Genomic DNA, 18,680 nt, shown 5'->3' on the forward strand with positions numbered 1-18,680 from the left:
TATTGGCTGAAATGCTCTTTTAAAGTAAGGTTAATTAATGTGAAGAAGAGCATGCTATTAAGTAATTAAAGCTTGTTTTTTTATTTATTAATTTAGAATGTTTTGACGGTGCTATGATATTTAGAGTTTAAAACAGTGTTATACTCTCGTTATCAAATGGAGATGTATATGACTGATAAAATTAAACCAGTACGTGAAGTTAAATCAAGGAAGAAAGCAAAGCAAACAAACTCTGATGGGAACATTAAAGTTGATGCTCGCTCTAAAATTGAAGAGATTTTAGCGCAACGCGAATTTGATAAAATGTACGAACTATAACGCTTAATAAGCGTTAAATAAAAATAGAAAAGAACGTATTGCTATAAACGCTTTACGTTCTTTTTTCTTATAAAAAGACAGTAAGTTTATTTTTCCCTTTACGCTTACTTTGACTCATTATTTAGGGAATATTTAGTTAAAGTTTAGGAATGAAGCTTAAAAGTTTGGTATTTAGTATTAGTGCTGTTTTGCTTTCTGGTTGTGGCGTCGCGACAGAGAAGCAAAAATATAACGCCGATGTGATCATCAATAATGGACAAATATTGACAGTGAACTCTGCAATGAAAGTCATTGATTATGGTGTTGTTGTCATTAAAAATGATCTGCTAATTACTCCAGCTTATGCTCCCCAGCAGTTTATACGGTGAGTAAAGAGAAACTTCAAGAAATTAACAAGTTATCCGCAGATTATGATGTTCCAGTATTAATACATGTCGCTGAATTTCCAAATGAAGAAACGCGTATTAAAGATCCAACAAAAGCAGCATCACCGGTTGAATATTTAGATGAGATTGGCGTACTTGATGAACGTGTTGTGATTGCACATGGCATTCATTTATCAGAACACGATCAGGTTTTGCTTAAAGAGGCCGATGCTGGGATTTCATATAATCCAATGGCGAATGCAAAAGGGGCTACAGGTGTTGCTCCTGCGTGGGATATGTATTGAGCCGATATGCGAATTGGTTTAGGTACAGACGGCCCAATGAGCTCAAATCAAGTCGATTTATGGCGAACTCTAAGTTATGCGGCAAACTGCAACGCTTAAAACATTCAGATAGAACGATCATGATACCGGAACAAGTGATTGAAATGGCCACCATAGATGGAGCAAAAGCACTGCATATGGAAGAGAAAATCGGCTCTTTAGAAGTAGGAAAAAAGGCAGATATCATTATTGTAGAAGACTCAATCTGCCAATATTATGCCAAACTATGACCCATATTCCACATTGGTGCTCCTTGAATAAATCAAACTAAACTGTTTAGTTTAATTTATCGATAATCTACACTAAGTCAACTGGTTTTTGAACTAAACGGTTTATTTTGCTATTATGGAACCAATAAAGGAGAGAGATGTCATGAAAGAAGAAAAGAGACTGAATGCATTACAAAAAACGATAGAATTATGTGCTCTGTATGGTTTTCATGGCACGAGCATGGATAAGATTACTGCGGCTACTGGGTTGTCAAAAGCGACTATCTATAAATATTTTCAATCTAAAGAAAATTTGATTGTTAATGCGTTAGAGCTCTTTAGTGAGCAATCTCTATCGAGTGTAAAGGTTCTTTTTGAGAATACAGATCTGACTCTAGAAGAAAAAGTAGCTCTACGTTTTGAAGGACTTGCTACTTGTATTGATATTGATTCATTTAATGGCTGTTATTTTCAATTGGCGTTTAGTGAATACAGTAATGAAGATCTTGCTATTACTCAGGTTAGTTCACAATATAAGCAACGAACTCAAGAGTTACTCATTGCGCTATTAAATCGACATGGAATTGATTATGCTGAACTGAAAGCCAAAAAGGCAGGATTGGTTTATAACGGTTTGTTAGCAACATTGCAATTAACGAAAGATATATCACTTATTGAATTAGCTCATCAATTGTTTTTAGATATTATTTTTAAATCTGAATAGTATGTAGGCAGAGGTTAGTTATGGAAATTAGTCATTTAGACCATCTAGTGCTTACGGTAAAAAGTATTGATGACACTATCGCTTTTTACACTCGCGCACTTGGAATGACAAAAGTAACCTTTGGTGAGGGGCGAGTGGCTTTGTTATTTGGTGATCAAAAAATTAATCTACATGAACAAGGCAATGAGTTTGAACCAAAAGCTCTAAATGTAAAAAACGGAAGTGCTGATCTTTGTTTTATTATGAAAACGGATATTTCAGAAGTAATAAAACACCTAGAAGAACAAGGAATCACGATTATTGATGGGCCGGTCTTACGAACAGGGGCTTTAGGGCATATAATCTCTATCTATCTCAGAGATCCTGATGGCAATCTGATAGAGCTCTCTAATTATCTTTAGTTTTATATCTAAGTAGACAAATCATCACCCATAGATGGTTATCTTATCGTTTATCACCTATATCTTATTCATTATGCAAAAATAACGGCTATTATTAAGTTAATTAATTATGTCTTTTGTTTTTTAATTGTTGACATAAACTTGATATAGGCTAAATTAAACTAAACAGTTCAGTTTAATTTATATCGGTAAGGGATAAAATCATGAAGCCAATTAAAATCACGTTATATCGTTGGGCAGGCAGTTGGGGACCTTTTAAAGTTAATATTCCTTGCGGTGAATGCACGTTAACGAAAGATATCCTACAAGATACATTTAATACTGAGCTTGCTGGGATCCCAATTGAATTAGAAGTGAAAGATTGGCTATCCCATTGGTGGGAACCATTAAAACTTAAAACATGGCATGCACCAATTATTATTGTTGAAGATAAAGTGATCAGTGAAGGCGAAGCATTAAATCGTGGCGTTTTAGTTCAGGCAGTTATTGCACAAGTCGCTAAGCAAGATGACATTAAAGGAAATGTTGTTTTTGGTAAGGCTACTTGTCCGTTTTGCATTAAAGCTAAAGCTGCTTTAGATGAGGCAGGAGTAGAGTATGTTTATCATGATGTTGTGAAAGACAGTGCGGCTCTATATCGAATGATCCCTGAAGTTAAAGCGATTATTGGTGAGAAAACACCCGTAACGGTTCCTCAGATTTGGTTAGATGGTAAATATGTTGGTGGCTTTGATGAGCTGACAAAAATCATGAATACTGATGTGAAAGCAGGAGGAGATCATGAATAAGAAACTAATATTGCTCATTGTACTTCTTGTTTCATTTGCCGTTGTTTATTTAAATTTTGGTCATTTATTAACGCTAGAACAAATTAAAGGGTTTCATCAATCGCTTCAAAGTGACATACAGGAAAATCTTTTCTTTTATAGTGCGGCTTACTTTTTTTCTTATGTTGTTGTTACTGCATTGTCTATTCCTGGAGCTGCTGTTGTTACGTTACTTGGCGCGGCTTTGTTTGGTTTTTGGTGGAGTTTGCTACTGGTTTCTTTTGCGAGCAGTATCGGTGCGACTATTGCTTTTTTAAGCAGCCGTTATTTGTTAAGAGAGTGGGTAGATAGCAAATTTAAAGATAAACTTGTACCTATAAACCAAGGTGTTGAGAAAGATGGTGCCTTTTACTTACTCACATTACGATTAATTCCTATTTTCCCATTTTTTGTTATTAACTTGCTCATGGGATTAACGAAGATTAGTGCAGGGCGTTTCTATCTCTTTAGTCAATTAGGTATGTTGCCAGGAACGATGGTATACCTTAATGCTGGTACACAATTATCAGAGATTACGTCGTTATCTGGATTGATTTCTCCTCAAATATTAGGTTCATTAGCCTTGCTTGGCGTATTCCCAATTGCGATTAAATTTGTGATTAATTTGATTCAAAAACGACGAGCTCAAGCGGAATAACCATAAATAAAAAAGAACGTATTGATAGTTATCTTTACGTTCTTTTTATGTTTGTACTTTTAAAGTAAAGAAGCTATCGAAGAGAATTTTTTTTCATTAACTCTTCATCAATTCCTTTCAATTTCATCTCATCCATAATGAAATTCATTGTATTTAGCAGTTCTTGTTCACCTTTAGGTACAAGATACCCAAACTGACTTTTTGTAAATGGATTATCACATCGAGCGGCTTCTAAGCGCTGATCTGTTGCTTGGTAATAGAGAGCTTCTGGCGTTTCAGTAACCATGACATCAACTTTTCCTGTTGCGACGGCTTGGGGAACATCTAAGTTGTTTTCATAACGTGTAAAACTAGCTTTCTTTAAATTATCATTAGCAAAAATTTCATTTGTTCCACCGATATTAATACCGACACGAATTTTTTCTAAATTAACTTTATCTAGCGTATTAAATTGCTCAGCTGTACCTTTAGCGACAAGAAAGCATTTACCGAAAGTCATATAACCTTGTGTTTGCTCTGCGTTTAATTGACGTTGCATTTTTCGGGTGATCCCGCCCATTGCTATGTCATATTTGTCTGCGTTTAAATCAGGAATTAGGTTTTTCCATGATGTTTTAACCAGTTCTAGTTTTACTCCAAGTTGATTTGCTACGTGTTTCGCAACATCAATATCGTAGCCTGCGTAGTTTTTGCCATCAAAAGAAGAGAAGGGCTTGTAATCACCAGTGGTACCAACACGAAGAACGCCAGATTCTTGAATATCATCTAGGCGATCGGCTTGGGCTGAACAGGAAGCTGCAAGTAAAAGCGAAAGGCATAATAGTTTTGTTTTCATAAGATATTTTTATTTATAAGTTTAATCAACAAACCTATCACTTTTTTTTAAACTAACACATCAAACCATTCGATAAATAACGATAAAAAAACATCGAAAAGCCTATTTTCGTTGATTGTTCTGCTAAATACATCATTATTACTGATGCTTTTATCTTTAAGTGTTAAGGGTATGGATTAATTGTTAGTTGTTATTTCTAGTAGCCCTTTCCCCATAAGGGCTCTTGCTGGTTTTTCAAATAAAACTGGACTATGATTTGCGCCTTTATTATTACAGTGTGATGTATCATGTCCGTTCTTCTACTCTTACAGATTAGCCTAATTATTGGTGGCGCAATTTTTCTCTATATGCTTATTAAATTATGGATGAGAAAAAAGGGAATAGAGAAGAACACAAATGTGATCGCAATTGGTCTTATTGGTGGGTTTGCTAATTTCTGTGACACATTAGGTGTAGGAAGTTTTGCCATAAAAACAGCGGGCTATAAGCAATTTAAGCTTCTTGATGATAAAGACCTACCTGGAACAATGAATGCTCAAGCAACCATGGCGACGGTATTTCAAGCTCTAATATTTTTGACGGCAGTTAATGTTGATTTAACAACATTACTTAGTTTAATTGTTGCCGCGTGTGCTGGTGCAACGATAGGGGCTCGATTGGTTTCTAATTTTGATCGTCAACTGATTCGATTGATTATGACTGGTGCTTTATTTGTGGTGGCACTGTTAATGTTTGCTGGACAATTTCATTTGTTCCCACTTGGTGGAGACGCACTTGGTTTATCTGGTGAGAAGTTAATGATCGGTATTATAGGTAACTTTATTTTTGGTGCGTTGATGACGGTTGGGATTGGCTTATATGCACCATGCATGACAATGATTTACTTATTAGGAATGAATCCATTAGCGGCATTTCCTATCATGATGTGTTCATGTGCTTTTTTATGCTTCTTCTCATCAGGTAACTTTATTCAAAAAGAGGCTTTGAACTCAAGAGCTGCGCTAGTTGTAGCGGTGACTGGTTCTATTGGTGTATTTATTGCTGCATTTATCGTGAAATCGTTAGATGTAGAAATGTTGGCTTGGTTAGTGTCTTTTGTTGTTCTTTATACTGCGGTAACTATGTTGCGATCTTGGCAACAAGGTCGAAAAGAAGCAATGATTGAATCAAATGCTCAATAAATAGTCGATAAATGGCGAGTTTCAAGCACATATTTATTGGAGATATAAAAAGTTCATGGTATTTTTCACCTACCAATTATTTATGGATTTTTTATCATGCCAAAGGCAAGTGACATTAAGAAAGGTTCAGCAATTGAACACAACGGTAAAGTATTTTTCGTTAAAGAAATCAGTAAGCTAACACCAAGTGGTCGTGCTGGCGCAACGTTATTCCGTATGCGTATGTATGACGTAGCAACTGGTTCAAAAGCAGATGAGAGCTTTAAAGCGGACGATATCATCAGCCTAGCTGATTTTAGCCGTCGTAGTGCGACTTTCTCTTATGTTGATGGTGATGAGTATGTATTCATGGATGCAGAAGATTACACGCCATACAACTTTAACAAAGAAGCTATCGAAGAAGAGTTACTTTTCATCTCTGAAGAGACGCAAGGTCTTCAAATTTTAATCGTTGATGGTGCGCCAGTTGCGATTGAATTACCTTCAGCAGTTGATCTAGTTATCGTTGATACAGCGCCTTCAATTAAAGGTGCTTCTGCAAGTGCTCGTACTAAACCAGCGACAATGACAACTGGTTTAACGGTACAAGTTCCTGAGTACATTGCTAACGGTGAGAAAGTTAAGATCAATACGACTGAGCATAAGTTCATGAGCCGTGCTTAATCATTTTAGATAATGTTATACCAATTCCATTAATTATCTGATCATTATTACTGGTTAAATAACTCAATAGTTGCGTTAAAAATTATTATTGTAGAATAACTACTTATAAGAGTTTTTCCTTACTCTTAAGTGATTTTCCTGCGTAGTAAATAGATCACTTAATTAGTTACATTGGAATTATTTAAATAAAAATGACATTATTTTAAAGAATTGAAAAGGCCAACTATCTGATAGTTGGCCTTTTTTATTATCTTTTTTTGGATAAATACTGGTATTAATATACTTGGTTATAAATCACGTTCAATTTTTGGAGAATAAATTGAATAAGCTGTAATTTGTCCGGCAACAATAGCTGAGAACATAAATAGGGCAGATAATCCGATACTCGGTATTGGTAAGATAGACTGCTCAAAGACGCTTTGACTTGCGCTCACTAAGATACGGCTTCCTGGTACAAGAATGATGATCCCTTGAACAATAAAGATAATGCCAGTTAAGTTCAAACGTCTTGCAATCCAAGTTCCATAAAGAGTGATTAATACCGTTGTAACCCAAGTCCCAACAACCCATCCACCATCGAATCCAAGATAGAAAGGTCCCCACATGCCTAATGCGGCAACGGGTAAACTGTATAATGTATCTTTTGGTCTTGCTTTAAACATAACTCCAATCGAAAACGAAATAATAGGTAAACCAATTATTTGTAACCAAAGAGGGAATTCATTTTGATAGGTAATGGAGTCGGATACGCCGAAAATTGCTTCTCCAAAATGAAGCCCAATGATGATACCAATAAGCAGCTTTATTAAGGTAAGGAAGCATTGACCAAGTAAGCTGGTTCCTGAAACTAAATCATTAAAAGCTAAACATTCTAACGCATTAGAAATTGACAGCCCGGGGACAAAAAGCACTACGGCTGCAATGCATAACCCTAAAATTGGGATGGGGAGACCAAGACTAGCAATAAAAGTGACGGTAAAGGCTATTATCAAAGCACTAAAAAATTCGACAGCAATACTGCGACGCTTAGTGCAAATAACTTGGCAGCACCAGACTAGAAAACCAAGAATAAAGCTAACCCAAAGAGCTTCATATGTGGAGCCTACAAGCATTAAAAAAGCGGGTGGGATACAAGTGTTGGCTAAAAGTACTATCCAAGTAGGGTAAGAGACCCCTTCTGCAGGAGCTAAAGGCACAGGTGTAAGAGGTTGCTGAAGTTGGATAATAGTATTAGCGAGTAAACCGAGATCAATACTTGCTGGTTTGTGCCGCTTCATAATGACTGCATTATTATCGTCTGGAAACTGATAATTTATAGAGGTTGGAGTGGCTTGTATCATGCAATTTACGCCGTATTTATCGGCATAAAAAGTGGTGTAACGTTCTACTTTATAAGGGGCACACCCGCAACGGTGCAGAGTGTCCCCAATGTCAACAATCCGGTTGATTCGATATTGTGAAGGCATGTCCGTATTCCTACTATTTAATTACTAAATAAGGGTCTCTATATCGAGAGAGCACTTTATATTATTAAAATAAGTTTCCGTCACGAACCAATTCACGAGGAAGCCCATTTTTAACTCGATTTCCAACCCATTTACCTAGTCCAATAACAGCACCACAATAAGTTATTATCGTTTCGCCTTTTCCTACCGCTTCAGGACGGACGTCACGGCCCATATACCATTCACGAGCTTCTTCAATGGTTAACTCTGTTGCTGTTGAGTTATTAGCTTCTGCTAATGCCATAATTGCTTCATGTTGCCAGCGATAGCCTTTTTTATGAGTTTCTGCCAATTTAAATCCAATACGGTGGTAACGCATTTCACCAATTAATGGTTTCATTCGTTTAGGGAAAACCCAGACTTCTTTATCTCGGATCCATAGTTCATTTGCCTCTGGGATCGATAGATTTAAACTCGTTTTTAATTCCGCTTCAATGTCTTTTTTTTCTTTATTTGATGCTGCAACAAAAGGAAATTTACCCAAACGTTTTTTTACTTCAGGAGGTGTTGTCGCTGAATTTTTACGTATTTTGGCAACAAAGAAACCTTCACTATCGAAGATCTGTGGGTAGATATGTAAGAAGCCTTCCTGTGTTAATGCTTTTTCTGCATTTTCAAAGAGGTCGCCTAAGGGTTCAAACGTGACCGTGTCACCAAACTGTTCTACTAAGTGATGGCAAATATTCTGGTTTTCTTGGTGGTTCAATGTACAAGTTGAATAGACCATCACACCACCAGGCTTGAGGGCATGAAAAGCACTTTCAATTAAATCACGTTGAGTATCGCCAATTTCAATAACAGATTCTGGGCTCCAGTTGTGCATGGCATCTGGATCTTTACGTATTGTGCCTTCACCAGAGCAAGGCGCATCTAATAAAATAGAATCAAAAGTTTCTGGTAACCAACCACCAAAAACACGGCCATCGAAATGGGTAAGGGCGACGTTACTCACACCACAGCGTTGTACATTAGAACACAATACTTTTACACGGCTTGATGAAAACTCATTAGCAACTAGAGCACCTTGGTTTTTCATTCCTGCGGCAAGTTGTGTTGTTTTAGACCCCGGCGCAGAAGCCATGTCTAATGCCATTTCAATCTCATCATTATCTTTCAATAATGCGGTCACTGGCATCATAGAGCTTGCTTCTTGGATATAGAAAAGCCCTGACATGTGCTCAGCGGTACTGCCTAGTTTAACGGTATCTGTTTCTGGTCTTGTTATCCAAAAACCAGTATCACACCAAGGAACCGGTTCTAGTTTCCATTGTTTTTCATCGGCGCGCTGTTTAAATTCTTCTACACTATTTTTTAATGTGTTTACACGAATGCTACGGCGTAAAGGACGTTTACAAGCAGCAACAAACTCTTCCATTGAAAGGTGGGAAGGCATGGTTTCTTGTACTTGTGCTAAGAAGGCTTCAGGTAGATAAATATTATCGTGCACGGATGAATCTCATAGGATGATGTTATGGCAGGGAGTGTAAACGCAATTAACACTATTGTCTAAATGGAATCTACAGTTATAGGAGAATTTAAGAGCTTAAATAAAAAAAGGCAGCCAATGTGAAGTTTGGCTGCCTAAATTTACGATGTTATAGGTCTATTATTAATTGTTTGGATTGGGTATTGCAGCATTCCATAGAGGCCAATCTTCTTCTGCTGATTTATGCAATAGATAAGATTTATTTGCTTTTGCCTTAGGTTGTAATGCTTCATCATCTGGCGTAGAGAATGCAATACCACCACGTAAGATGCTGTCTACTGTACCAGCTTGTACTTTTGCACCACTTAAACCAATAGACATTTTTACGCCTGAAACATTCCAGAAAACGGTGTTTTCACGAACAAGGTAGCCGAAATCGGGATCAATACCTATGGTGAAAATAACACGATCAGATAAATCGCCTAATTTCACATCGGTTACTTCACCCACTTCCATTTCTCTAAATAAAATAGGGGTTCCAACTTTTACTGAGCCGCGAGTAATTGATTCTAATGTATAGGTAACTAACTTATTACTCTTAGGTTGGCCTGTTAAATTAAATTGGGTTTTCGTTTTGCCACTTCCCGGAGTGACCTGGATATAACTGCCAAGTAGGGTGTCTAGATTTTCAGCACCGGCTAAACTAATGTTTGGTTTAACGACCCAAAAATGGCTGCCTGAAACTGCAATTTGATCTACATATTCAGGATAGACACGAGCTTGTACGTATACATTACCTTGTTTAAAGTTTGGTGTGACTTTGCTTATTTCACCAACAGAAACACCTTTGTATTTAATTAAGGTTCCTTTTGAAATGGAGTTACTGTCTTTTGCTGTAAAGGCAATGATTTTGCCAAACTCTTGTGCTTCAGATAAGTTTGAGTATAACTTCCATTTTTTACCTAATTTGTTTTCGACGCCTTGCATATTGTCAAAACCAATACCACCTCGGATCATAGACATGAGGGGGGCTGCTTGAATATTCACACCACTTAAACTTGCTTCAACATTCACACCAGAGTAGTTCCAAAATACAGTATCGTCTTGGATCAAGTGTGCGTATTGTTTTTCAATGTTTACTTTAATGTTAACGCCATCATTACCTAAGCTGAAGTCGGTAATTTTTCCGACCACAAGGTTACGATATAAAATAGGGCTGTTTTTAGTAATAGGCGGTAGCTCAGGACTAAATAGAGTTAGCTCCGTGCTTTTCTCTGTCTTGAACTGCGCTAGCTCTGCAAGAGAGTTATTTTTAAATAACGTATAACTTTTTTGTTTGTAGCCTTTGCCTTCACTAGTAAAGCTGATTGAGCCTGAAATTAATGCTTGCGTGGGTGGAATATCAATATTCACACCAGAGTCGGTTAGTTCTGCAGAAACACTGCCAGAGACAAAGAATTTGTTGTTAGATTTAATTAGATGTTTGTATTTTTCAAAAATCATCACATCGAATTTAACTCGATCATTAACTAATGCTACGTGAGTTATTGAACCAACTTTAATTCCTTTGTATAAGATTGTGGTATCTGGAGTTAATCCAAAAGAGCGATCTGCATACAGTGAAAAAGTAAGGGCTTTTACATCTTGTTTGATTAGATCTGGTTTTCTAATTGCAGCAAATGTTCGTGATTTATCGCCGTTACCTGGGATTAAAGTAAGGAAATTACCACGAACAAGGTTACCAATGTTTTCAACGCCAGATAGGCCTACTTTTGCTTCTTCTAATACAAAGCGAGAGCCATCATTTAAATATTCACTAAACGCAGGTTCCACTGTTGCTGAAGCGATGATGTCTTTTTTATCATCAGACAGTTTTAAACTATTAATCTGACCAATCTCAAGACCACGGTACATAATAGCTGAGCCATTAGGGCTTACTTGGTTGTTATCAGGTAACGTGATTTTAATCGGTATACCGCGACCCGCAGTTTTAATGTTCGAATAAAGACGGAACTCTTTGCCATTTTCAATTTCAGCACCATCGTCAGGTGAGTCGACTGCTATAGCCCCACCAATTAATGCTGATAAGCTTTCAAGTTGAACATCAACACCATTAAAACCTAAACTAGCGCCTATACCACTTGCATTCCAAAAGCGACTTTTAGAGGTGATTAAGTGAGTGTATTCTTCTTTAATCAGTACTTTGATTCGAACGTTATCGGTTTTTTGGTCTAATTTGAAATTATACACTTCACCAATTGGGATTTTTTTGTAATAGATTTTTGAACCAACAGAAATTGACCCTAAATCTTTAGAACGAAGCGTAACACTTAGTCCTGTTGTATCGGGTTGAATTGCTGGGGAGTTTGCTAAGGCGGTAAATGTTGTTTTTGCCTCACCTGAACCAGGTAAAATAGCGATGTAATTACCAGAAACCAGCGCATCTAACCCTGAAATACCCGTTAAAGAGGCTTGAGGCTTAACAAGCCAAAATTGAGTGCTGTCTTTAAGGAGGTTTGATGCTTCTGGGTAAATATCTGCATCCACATAAATATTAGAGAGGTCTTCAGATAAGGTAATATTTTTCACCATACCGACTTCAAGACCTTGATAACGAATGGTCGTGCGACCGGCAATCAAACCTTGCGCATCATCAAAATAGATTTGAACACGTTGGCCTGCTTCCATAAAAGCAGAATAAACTAACCAGCCCCCAAGACATAGGGCAAGAAGGGGTAGCATCCAAAGTGGAGATATCCCTCGTTCGTTTTTGATGTTTACTTGTTCAATAGATGAATCAAGATTTTTTGCTTCGCTCATAATTATCCCAAATTAAACGAGAATCAAAACTTTCAGCGGCTAGCATGGTGAATACCACAACTAAGCCAAAGGCAACGGCACCAAGGCCGGGAGTGAAATCTAGAATTTGTCCACGATCGATTAATGTCATCATAATCGAGATTACAAACAAATCCATTACGGACCATTTACCTATCCATTTTACGGCCACATATATTGACATTCTTTGGCGATGAAAAACGGTTCGTTTAAATTGAACGCATAATAATAAATAGCCTAAGCCAAGAATTTTAGCGACAGGTACAATGATACTTGCAACAAAGATGATAATGGCAATGCCATACATATCGGTTTTTATTAATCCTGCAACCCCTGAAAATATTGTATCTTCTAATCGCTTACCGTTAGTTAATAGTATAGAGATAGAGAGAATATTTGCAGGAATGATAAATATTGCAGCAGTAAGTAAATAGGTCCATGTTTTCTGTATGGACTTTGGTTTTCTTGAATGTATCGGACGTTTACAGCGGATACAGTGACTGCCTTTTTGTTGTGTGAAGTGGCAATGCCCACAATGAACAGACTCTTCGGGCTCACTAATTGGTGCTTCAATATGTTGTTGATGTTTTCTTTGCCATACTCGCCAATAACGTCTTGCACTCACGTGTGTTAATAATAACGAGGTAACAAATTGCAGTAGGATGAGACCGTACAGACCGGAACCAATGAATATATCGGCATGATCTTGTATTTTAAAACACGCAATAGCTAAGCTTACGAGAAAAACATCCAACATCATCCAATCCTTTAAATGCTGAATGGTTGAAATGCTGCTTCTAAATAAAGTAAACCATTTTCGTCTGAGTGCTAAATGCGCAGTAACGACCGAGCCACAAACAAGAAACGGAACTATAGAGCTACAAAATAAAATTAATAATCCAAGCATAGGAAAGCCTTCACCCATTAGAGTGATGGTTCCTGAAGGCAGCGTGGCAGGGATCATGACACCAAACAATTGAATGGTGACCATCGGGAAAAAATGCGAAGGTATAAATAGCAACAACGCAGCAATAGCGATAGCTAAATCACTGTTTAATGAAATTCGATTACCACGATACAGTTGTGTATTGCAGCGAGGGCAGTGTGCATTCTGCTTTCTTTCTACCTTCGCTACTTTAACGACAAGATCACAGCCGTGGCAGCGACGAAATTTAGCGTCTTCCACGGTTTATATCCAATCTATTAACTTTGAATTGATCCATATAGAGTTTGATACAGTCCTTGCTGTGTAACCAGTTCATGATGTGTGCCTGACTGAGACACTTTACCATCATCTAATACATAAATGGTATCGGCTTGTTTTACGGCACTTAAACGGTGCGCAACAATCAATGTTGTTCTTCCTATTAAGAATTCACTTAATGCCTTATGTAACGCTGCTTCTGTTGCCGTATCTAATGCTGACGTAGCTTCATCTAAAATAACAAATTTAGGATCAGTTAACACCATTCTTGCGATAGCCAATCTCTGACGTTGACCACCTGAAAGCTTAACGCCTTGGCGACCGATTTGTGTGTTTAATCCATCTGTTAGTTGAATTACCACATCTTGCAGTTGTGCGACATCAAGTGCATTCCACAATAAATCATCAGAATAGTCTGATCCTAAGGTTAGATTATGCCTTAGTGTATCGTTAAATAGTATAGGTTGCTGTAATACAACCGAGATTTGGTTTCTAATATTTTCAAAACCGATGTCTTTCGTATTATGTCCGTTGAAAAGGATATGACCATCAGTTGGTTGATATAACCCTAATAATAGTTGAATAAGCGTTGATTTCCCACCACCACTGGTCCCAACTAAGGCAACTTTTTCACCTGCTCGTATTGTTAAAGAGAGATCATTTAATACTTGGTTTTCATCGTTATAACTAAAATTTAAATTGTTAATGGTTATTTCAGTGGCGGTTTCTTGATGGAACGGATCGACTGTTGAACTGACTTTTGGCTCTTCATCAATATGTAGGAGTGTGTTAATTCGTTTTAATGCGGCTGAAGCCCCATACCAAGAAAACTGAATATTAAGTAGTTCTTGAATAGGAGATAGCATCACCCATAAGTAACTAAATATCGCAAACATTTGCCCAATACTTAAATCACTGATCAACACCATAACCATGGCTGCTGCACGAAAAAGCTCAAAACCTAGTAAAAAAAGTAAGAAGGAAAGTCGTCCCGCAGCTTCCGATTGCCAAGCAAATTGGTCGGCACTGTGTCTTATTTCATCCGCTTGAGTTTTTAGCTGATTTAAGAAGATACGCTCACGATTTGATGCTCGTAATTGGTAGATTCCATCTAAGGTTTCAATTAAACGGGTTTGGAAGCGTTCATACGATTGATTTTCTTTTCGTTTAAGATCTTTTACGCGATGTCCTAGCTTACGAGATAAATAGATAACAATAGGGTTAACCAGAAGGATAAATAAGCCAAGCTGCCAGTTTATCCATAACAGAACTCCAGCAGTTCCAATAACGGTTAAAAAGGACACAATAAAGCGACTAAGTGTCGGGCCGAGGAACTTATCAATAGTATCTATGTCTGTAATTATATGAGAGTTAATACCACCACTGCCACGAGACTCGTATTCCTTCATACTTATACGGCTTAATTTATCTAATAACTGAAGGCGGATTTGATAGGTAATGGTTTTAGATACTAGGGTGAACTGTCTTCCTTGATAAATGTTTAGTATTTGGCTAACGACACGCATAAGAATGACTAAAACAAGCACCAAAAAGATATAGCCAAAAGGTCCCTGCCAAAATGTAGGGAGCATTGTATTTAATAATTCAATACCGGTTGATGGTTTGTTTAATAAGATCTCATCAACCATTAATGGCATTAATAATGGAATAGGCACACTAATCAAGGTAGCTATGATTGCGATGAGATTTGCAAAAAACAATCGTTTTTTATAGGTTTTTGCTTGCCTTAATAACCAATTCCAGTTAATTGTAGATGAATTGACATTGCTCATAATGAGAGTGATTCCTATTACTGTTTTTATCGAGGCATTGTACTCAGTATATAACGAGTCGCAAGTGAATAAAGGAAAATTACAAATGGAATTAAAACATTACAAACGTTTAACTCAGCAAGCGATAGGGCTGATAGAAGGCGAAACAGACTTTATTGCAAACCTTGCGAATATCAGTGCATTGCTGAATATGGAATTGGATAACATTAATTGGGTTGGTTTTTACTTATTTAAAGAAGACGAATTAGTGTTAGGGCCATTTCAAGGTAAACCAGCTTGTATTCGAATCACGATAGGTAAAGGCGTTTGTGGAACTGCTTTTGCGACAGAGACCGTCCAGCGTATAGATGACGTGCACCAATTTGAAGGACATATTGCTTGTGATGCTGAAAGTAACTCTGAAATTGTGATCCCATTTTATAAAAATGGAAAACTAGCAGGAGTGCTGGATATTGATAGCCCAAAAATTGCACGATTTAGTGAAATTGACGAAAAAGGACTGATTGATTTCATGAAAGAAGCAGAAAAGAGACTTTAATTTTCCTTCAGTAGTGGTTTTTCACGCTTAAGTATCTATAATAGCGGAATATCTTTACTAGAAATACACCTAAATACGGGATAAACCGTACTATCAGGAAACTACATGGAAAACTCTGAAAAATTAGCGAACAGCAAAGAAGTAATTGCATACATTGCTGAACGCTTCCCGAAATGCTTTATCTTAGAAGGCGAAGCTAAACCTCTTAAAATTGGTATCTTCCAAGACTTATCAGAGCGTTTAAGCGATGATCCTAAAGTAAGTAAAACTCAGCTACGTGCTGGTTTACGTCAATACACCTCTTCTTGGCGTTACCTACACGGTGTTAAGCCGGGCGCATCTCGTGTTGATTTAGATGGTAACCCTTGTGGTGAACTAGAAGAAGAGCACATTGAACACGCTAAAGCTACTCTTGAAGAGAGTAAAGCAAAAGTAGCTGCTCGCCGTAAAGAGCAAGCTAAAAAAGTAAGAGAAGAAGCAAAAGCTAAGAAAACAGCTCGTGCTGCTACTCCACCTAAGCGTCGTCCTCAACCTGCTGCTACTAAAAAAGTAGAACAGCCAGTTGAAACTCGTGCTTTAAACGCAGATGAAATTACTGTTGGTAACAACGTAAGCGTGAACATGGGTAAAGGTAATATGCCTGCGACAATCGTTGAAATTAACAAGGATGATGTACGAATTCGCTTATCGAACGGCCTGCAAATGGTTGTTAAAGCGGAGAATCTTCGTTCATAAAGGAGCACTCCCGACGTATGAATTGTCGATTTAGAGTCTCGCTGATTGCTGCTGGCGTTATGCTAGCAGCATCTGCACACGCACTTGAAGCTAAGGTTCTCGAAGCCAAGTATTCAGAAACGGACTTACCTGTATTAACCGCAGAAACGCAGCATTCAACTGCAAGTAAGCGTGTTACTTCTCGTTTTACACGTTCTCATTACAAGCATTTCTCATTGGATGACGACTTTTCAGTTGCCATTTATGAGCGATATTTAGACATGCTTGATTACAATCGTAATATATTTACTCAAGCCGATCTTACTTCATTCGCCCCATTATCAACTAAGTTAGATGATCAATTAAAAGTAGGTGATTCTCAAGCTGCTTTTGATATCTATAACTTATCACTCAAACGTCGCTTTGAACGTTATGTTTATGCGCTATCTCTTTTAGATAAAGAGTTCAATTATACGGTTGATGAATCTCTCGAACTTGATCGCTCTGAAGCGGCTTGGCCAAAAGATGAAGCTGAATTAAATGAACTGTGGCGTAAACGTGTTAAATATGACGCTCTTAATCTGTCTATGACAGGTAAAGATTGGCCTGAAATCCAAGAGATGTTAGGTAAACGTTATAATAATGCGCTTAAGCGTTTGACTCAAAGTCATAATGAAGATGCGTTCCAACTTTACATTAATGCGTTTGCGCGTGAAGTTGATCCTCATACCAGTTATCTATCTCCTCGTAATGCCGAGCAATTCCAATCAGAAATGAATCTTTCATTAGAAGGGATCGGTGCAGTATTACAAGCAACGGATGATTATACGGTTATTCGTTCTTTAGTTGCGGGCGGGCCTGCATTAACGAGTAAACAACTTTCTGAAGGCGACCGAATTATTGGTGTCGGACAAGAAGGTGAAAAAATCGTTGATGTTATTGGATGGCGTTTAGATGATGTTGTTCAACTTATCAAAGGACCAAAAGGGACAAAAGTGAAGCTTGATATCTTGCCAGAAGGCAATGATTCAAAAAGTCACACTGTCACAATTGTTCGAGATAAAATCCGTTTAGAAGATAGAGCAGTTAAATCTGAAGTCATTGAGCAAAATGGCAAGAAAGTAGGTGTGTTAGAAGTACCTAGTTTTTATGTTGGATTAGCCGAAGATACGAAAAAACAGATTGCTGAACTGAAAGAACAAGATATTACCGGCATTATTGTTGATTTACGTAACAATGGTGGTGGTGCGTTAACAGAAGCAACCGCATTATCTGGATTATTTATTACTTCAGGTCCTGTAGTTCAAGTTCGTGATAGTTATGGACGAGTAAATGTTAATGCTGATACCGATGGTGAGATTTCATATACTGGTCCAATGACAGTATTAGTGAATCGCTACAGTGCATCTGCCTCTGAGATTTTTGCTGCAGCAATGCAAGATTATGGCCGTGCCGTGATCTTAGGTGAAAATTCATTTGGTAAAGGTACTGTCCAACAACACCGTTCATTAAATCATATTTATGATCTTTTTGATAAGCCTCTTGGTCATGTTCAATACACGATTCAGAAATTCTACCGAATTAATGGTGGTAGTACTCAAAATCTTGGCGTTGTTCCTGATATTGCGTTCCCAACCGCGATTGATCCAAAAGAAACTGGTGAAAGTGTTGAAGATAATGCGCTTCCTTGGGATAGCATTAAAGCGGCACCCTATACTCAAACTAACCAGATTGTAAATACAATTGAACCGTTAGCGAAAAAACATGTTGAACGAATTAAAACCGATGAAGAGTTCGGATTTATTCAAGAAGACATTGCTCGTTATAAAGCCGATAAAGACATCACTTCGATTTCATTGAATAAAAAGGTTCGTGAGAAAGAAAGTGATGAAGCTGATGTTCGTCGTCTTACTCGGGTGAATGAGAGACAAAAACTTCTTAAAAAAGAAGGGTTTAAAACTCTTGATGATATCCCGAAAGATTATGAAGTTCCTGATGCTTATTTAGATGAAGCCGTTTCAATTACAATTGATTTAGCGTTAATGAATCAGAAAAAATAATCTTAGATATAAGTTAAAAACAGAAGTTATAGTGACTTCTGTTTTTTTTGTCTAAAAAACAGCAAATTACTGAGATTTCATCTAGTCTTAAGGTATGA

16 protein-coding genes and 1 pseudogene are annotated in these 18,680 nt (G+C 37.4%); 11 read left to right on the forward strand and 6 right to left on the reverse strand.

Annotated elements, in window-relative coordinates; translation table 11 throughout:
* Nucleotides 1-168 precede the first annotated feature (168 nt).
* From BTO22_RS05945 to BTO22_RS05970, 6 genes and pseudogenes are all read left to right on the forward strand, one after another.
* Entirely contained in the window at nt 169-318 is a 150-nt protein-coding gene (locus BTO22_RS05945; protein ID WP_181044629.1) for a hypothetical protein, read from the forward strand.
* A 149-nt stretch (nt 319-467) separates the two neighbouring features.
* Nucleotides 468-1,276: pseudogene (locus tag BTO22_RS05950) on the forward strand (amidohydrolase family protein); the annotation flags it as partial.
* Nucleotides 1,277-1,399: 123 nt separating this feature from the next.
* Nucleotides 1,400-1,960, forward strand: a complete 561-nt coding sequence (locus BTO22_RS05955) for a TetR/AcrR family transcriptional regulator (protein WP_105054686.1) — start codon at nt 1,400-1,402, stop codon at nt 1,958-1,960.
* Between the two features lie 20 nt (nt 1,961-1,980).
* Nucleotides 1,981-2,361, forward strand: a complete 381-nt coding sequence (locus BTO22_RS05960) for a VOC family protein (protein ID WP_105054687.1) — start codon at nt 1,981-1,983, stop codon at nt 2,359-2,361.
* A 200-nt stretch (nt 2,362-2,561) separates the two neighbouring features.
* The gene (locus BTO22_RS05965; RefSeq protein ID WP_181044613.1) at nt 2,562-3,149 is read left to right on the forward strand and encodes a glutaredoxin; all 588 of its coding nucleotides are present in this window, start codon (nt 2,562-2,564) and stop codon (nt 3,147-3,149) included.
* Nucleotides 3,142-3,825 (forward strand): TVP38/TMEM64 family protein, encoded by a 684-nt coding sequence (locus BTO22_RS05970; RefSeq protein WP_105054689.1) that lies wholly within the window; start codon nt 3,142-3,144, stop codon nt 3,823-3,825. The genes BTO22_RS05965 and BTO22_RS05970 overlap by 8 nt, the downstream gene beginning before the upstream one ends.
* A gap of 73 nt (nt 3,826-3,898) precedes the next feature.
* On the opposite strand, the gene BTO22_RS05975 is transcribed toward BTO22_RS05970, so the two are convergent.
* Nucleotides 3,899-4,660 (reverse strand): transporter substrate-binding domain-containing protein, encoded by a 762-nt coding sequence (locus tag BTO22_RS05975; protein ID WP_105054690.1) that lies wholly within the window; start codon nt 4,658-4,660, stop codon nt 3,899-3,901.
* Nucleotides 4,661-4,947: 287 nt separating this feature from the next.
* Here BTO22_RS05975 and BTO22_RS05980 point away from each other — a divergent pair, with 287 nt between their 5' ends.
* Together BTO22_RS05980 and efpL are read left to right on the forward strand one after the other, a co-directional pair.
* Nucleotides 4,948-5,841: a sulfite exporter TauE/SafE family protein gene (locus BTO22_RS05980; protein ID WP_105054691.1), complete on the forward strand. Its 894-nt coding sequence runs from the start codon at nt 4,948-4,950 to the stop codon at nt 5,839-5,841.
* 96 nt (nt 5,842-5,937) lie between these two features.
* Nucleotides 5,938-6,504 carry an elongation factor P-like protein EfpL gene (gene efpL, locus BTO22_RS05985; protein WP_105054692.1) on the forward strand — a complete coding sequence of 189 codons (567 nt, stop codon included), beginning with the start codon at nt 5,938-5,940 and terminating at the stop codon, nt 6,502-6,504.
* Between the two features lie 287 nt (nt 6,505-6,791).
* On the opposite strand, the gene BTO22_RS05990 is transcribed toward efpL, so the two are convergent.
* The 5 genes from BTO22_RS05990 to BTO22_RS06010 all read right to left on the reverse strand — a co-directional run bounded on the left by BTO22_RS05990 (nt 6,792) and on the right by BTO22_RS06010 (nt 15,270).
* Nucleotides 6,792-7,970, reverse strand: a complete 1,179-nt coding sequence (locus BTO22_RS05990) for a threonine/serine exporter family protein (RefSeq protein WP_105054693.1) — start codon at nt 7,968-7,970, stop codon at nt 6,792-6,794.
* A gap of 64 nt (nt 7,971-8,034) precedes the next feature.
* Nucleotides 8,035-9,456 carry a 16S rRNA (cytosine(1407)-C(5))-methyltransferase RsmF gene (gene rsmF, locus BTO22_RS05995; RefSeq protein WP_105054694.1) on the reverse strand — a complete coding sequence of 474 codons (1,422 nt, stop codon included), beginning with the start codon at nt 9,454-9,456 and terminating at the stop codon, nt 8,035-8,037.
* Between the two features lie 162 nt (nt 9,457-9,618).
* A complete protein-coding gene (locus BTO22_RS06000) occupies nt 9,619-12,255 on the reverse strand; it encodes an MlaD family protein (protein WP_105054695.1) in 2,637 nt (878 codons plus the stop codon).
* Entirely contained in the window at nt 12,233-13,459 is a 1,227-nt protein-coding gene (locus tag BTO22_RS06005) for a paraquat-inducible protein A (protein WP_060990964.1), read from the reverse strand. The genes BTO22_RS06000 and BTO22_RS06005 overlap by 23 nt, the downstream gene beginning before the upstream one ends.
* A gap of 17 nt (nt 13,460-13,476) precedes the next feature.
* Nucleotides 13,477-15,270 (reverse strand): ABC transporter ATP-binding protein, encoded by a 1,794-nt coding sequence (locus BTO22_RS06010; RefSeq protein ID WP_105054696.1) that lies wholly within the window; start codon nt 15,268-15,270, stop codon nt 13,477-13,479.
* 85 nt (nt 15,271-15,355) lie between these two features.
* Here BTO22_RS06010 and BTO22_RS06015 point away from each other — a divergent pair, with 85 nt between their 5' ends.
* The 3 genes from BTO22_RS06015 (at nt 15,356) to prc (ending at nt 18,582) form a co-directional block, all read left to right on the forward strand.
* Nucleotides 15,356-15,808, forward strand: coding sequence for a GAF domain-containing protein (locus BTO22_RS06015; protein WP_105054697.1), 453 nt, complete (start codon nt 15,356-15,358; stop codon nt 15,806-15,808).
* Nucleotides 15,809-15,913: 105 nt separating this feature from the next.
* On the forward strand, nt 15,914-16,543 hold the full coding sequence (proQ, locus tag BTO22_RS06020; RefSeq protein ID WP_105054698.1) for an RNA chaperone ProQ: 630 nt from the start codon (nt 15,914-15,916) through the stop codon (nt 16,541-16,543).
* A gap of 17 nt (nt 16,544-16,560) precedes the next feature.
* Nucleotides 16,561-18,582 (forward strand): carboxy terminal-processing peptidase, encoded by a 2,022-nt coding sequence (gene prc, locus BTO22_RS06025; RefSeq protein WP_105054699.1) that lies wholly within the window; start codon nt 16,561-16,563, stop codon nt 18,580-18,582.
* Nucleotides 18,583-18,680: the final 98 nt, after the last annotated feature.

The sequence above is a fragment of the Aliivibrio sifiae genome, from assembly GCF_002954705.1.
In the GTDB taxonomy this organism is placed as follows: domain Bacteria; phylum Pseudomonadota; class Gammaproteobacteria; order Enterobacterales; family Vibrionaceae; genus Aliivibrio; species Aliivibrio sifiae_A.

What these genes read in the sequence shown, in the direction of transcription:
- BTO22_RS05980 (WP_105054691.1), top strand. Translation starts at nt 4,948, where the DNA reads ATGTCCGTTCTTCTACTCTTACAGATTAGCCTAATTATTGGTGGCGCA.
- BTO22_RS06010 (WP_105054696.1), bottom strand. Translation starts at nt 15,270, where the DNA reads ATGAGCAATGTCAATTCATCTACAATTAACTGGAATTGGTTATTAAGG.
- proQ (WP_105054698.1), top strand. Translation starts at nt 15,914, where the DNA reads ATGGAAAACTCTGAAAAATTAGCGAACAGCAAAGAAGTAATTGCATAC.
- BTO22_RS05955 (WP_105054686.1), top strand. Translation starts at nt 1,400, where the DNA reads ATGAAAGAAGAAAAGAGACTGAATGCATTACAAAAAACGATAGAATTA.
- BTO22_RS05975 (WP_105054690.1), bottom strand. Translation starts at nt 4,660, where the DNA reads ATGAAAACAAAACTATTATGCCTTTCGCTTTTACTTGCAGCTTCCTGT.
- efpL (WP_105054692.1), top strand. Translation starts at nt 5,938, where the DNA reads ATGCCAAAGGCAAGTGACATTAAGAAAGGTTCAGCAATTGAACACAAC.
- BTO22_RS05990 (WP_105054693.1), bottom strand. Translation starts at nt 7,970, where the DNA reads ATGCCTTCACAATATCGAATCAACCGGATTGTTGACATTGGGGACACT.
- prc (WP_105054699.1), top strand. Translation starts at nt 16,561, where the DNA reads ATGAATTGTCGATTTAGAGTCTCGCTGATTGCTGCTGGCGTTATGCTA.
- BTO22_RS05945 (WP_181044629.1), top strand. Translation starts at nt 169, where the DNA reads ATGACTGATAAAATTAAACCAGTACGTGAAGTTAAATCAAGGAAGAAA.
- BTO22_RS06015 (WP_105054697.1), top strand. Translation starts at nt 15,356, where the DNA reads ATGGAATTAAAACATTACAAACGTTTAACTCAGCAAGCGATAGGGCTG.
- BTO22_RS06000 (WP_105054695.1), bottom strand. Translation starts at nt 12,255, where the DNA reads ATGAGCGAAGCAAAAAATCTTGATTCATCTATTGAACAAGTAAACATC.
- BTO22_RS05960 (WP_105054687.1), top strand. Translation starts at nt 1,981, where the DNA reads ATGGAAATTAGTCATTTAGACCATCTAGTGCTTACGGTAAAAAGTATT.
- BTO22_RS05970 (WP_105054689.1), top strand. Translation starts at nt 3,142, where the DNA reads ATGAATAAGAAACTAATATTGCTCATTGTACTTCTTGTTTCATTTGCC.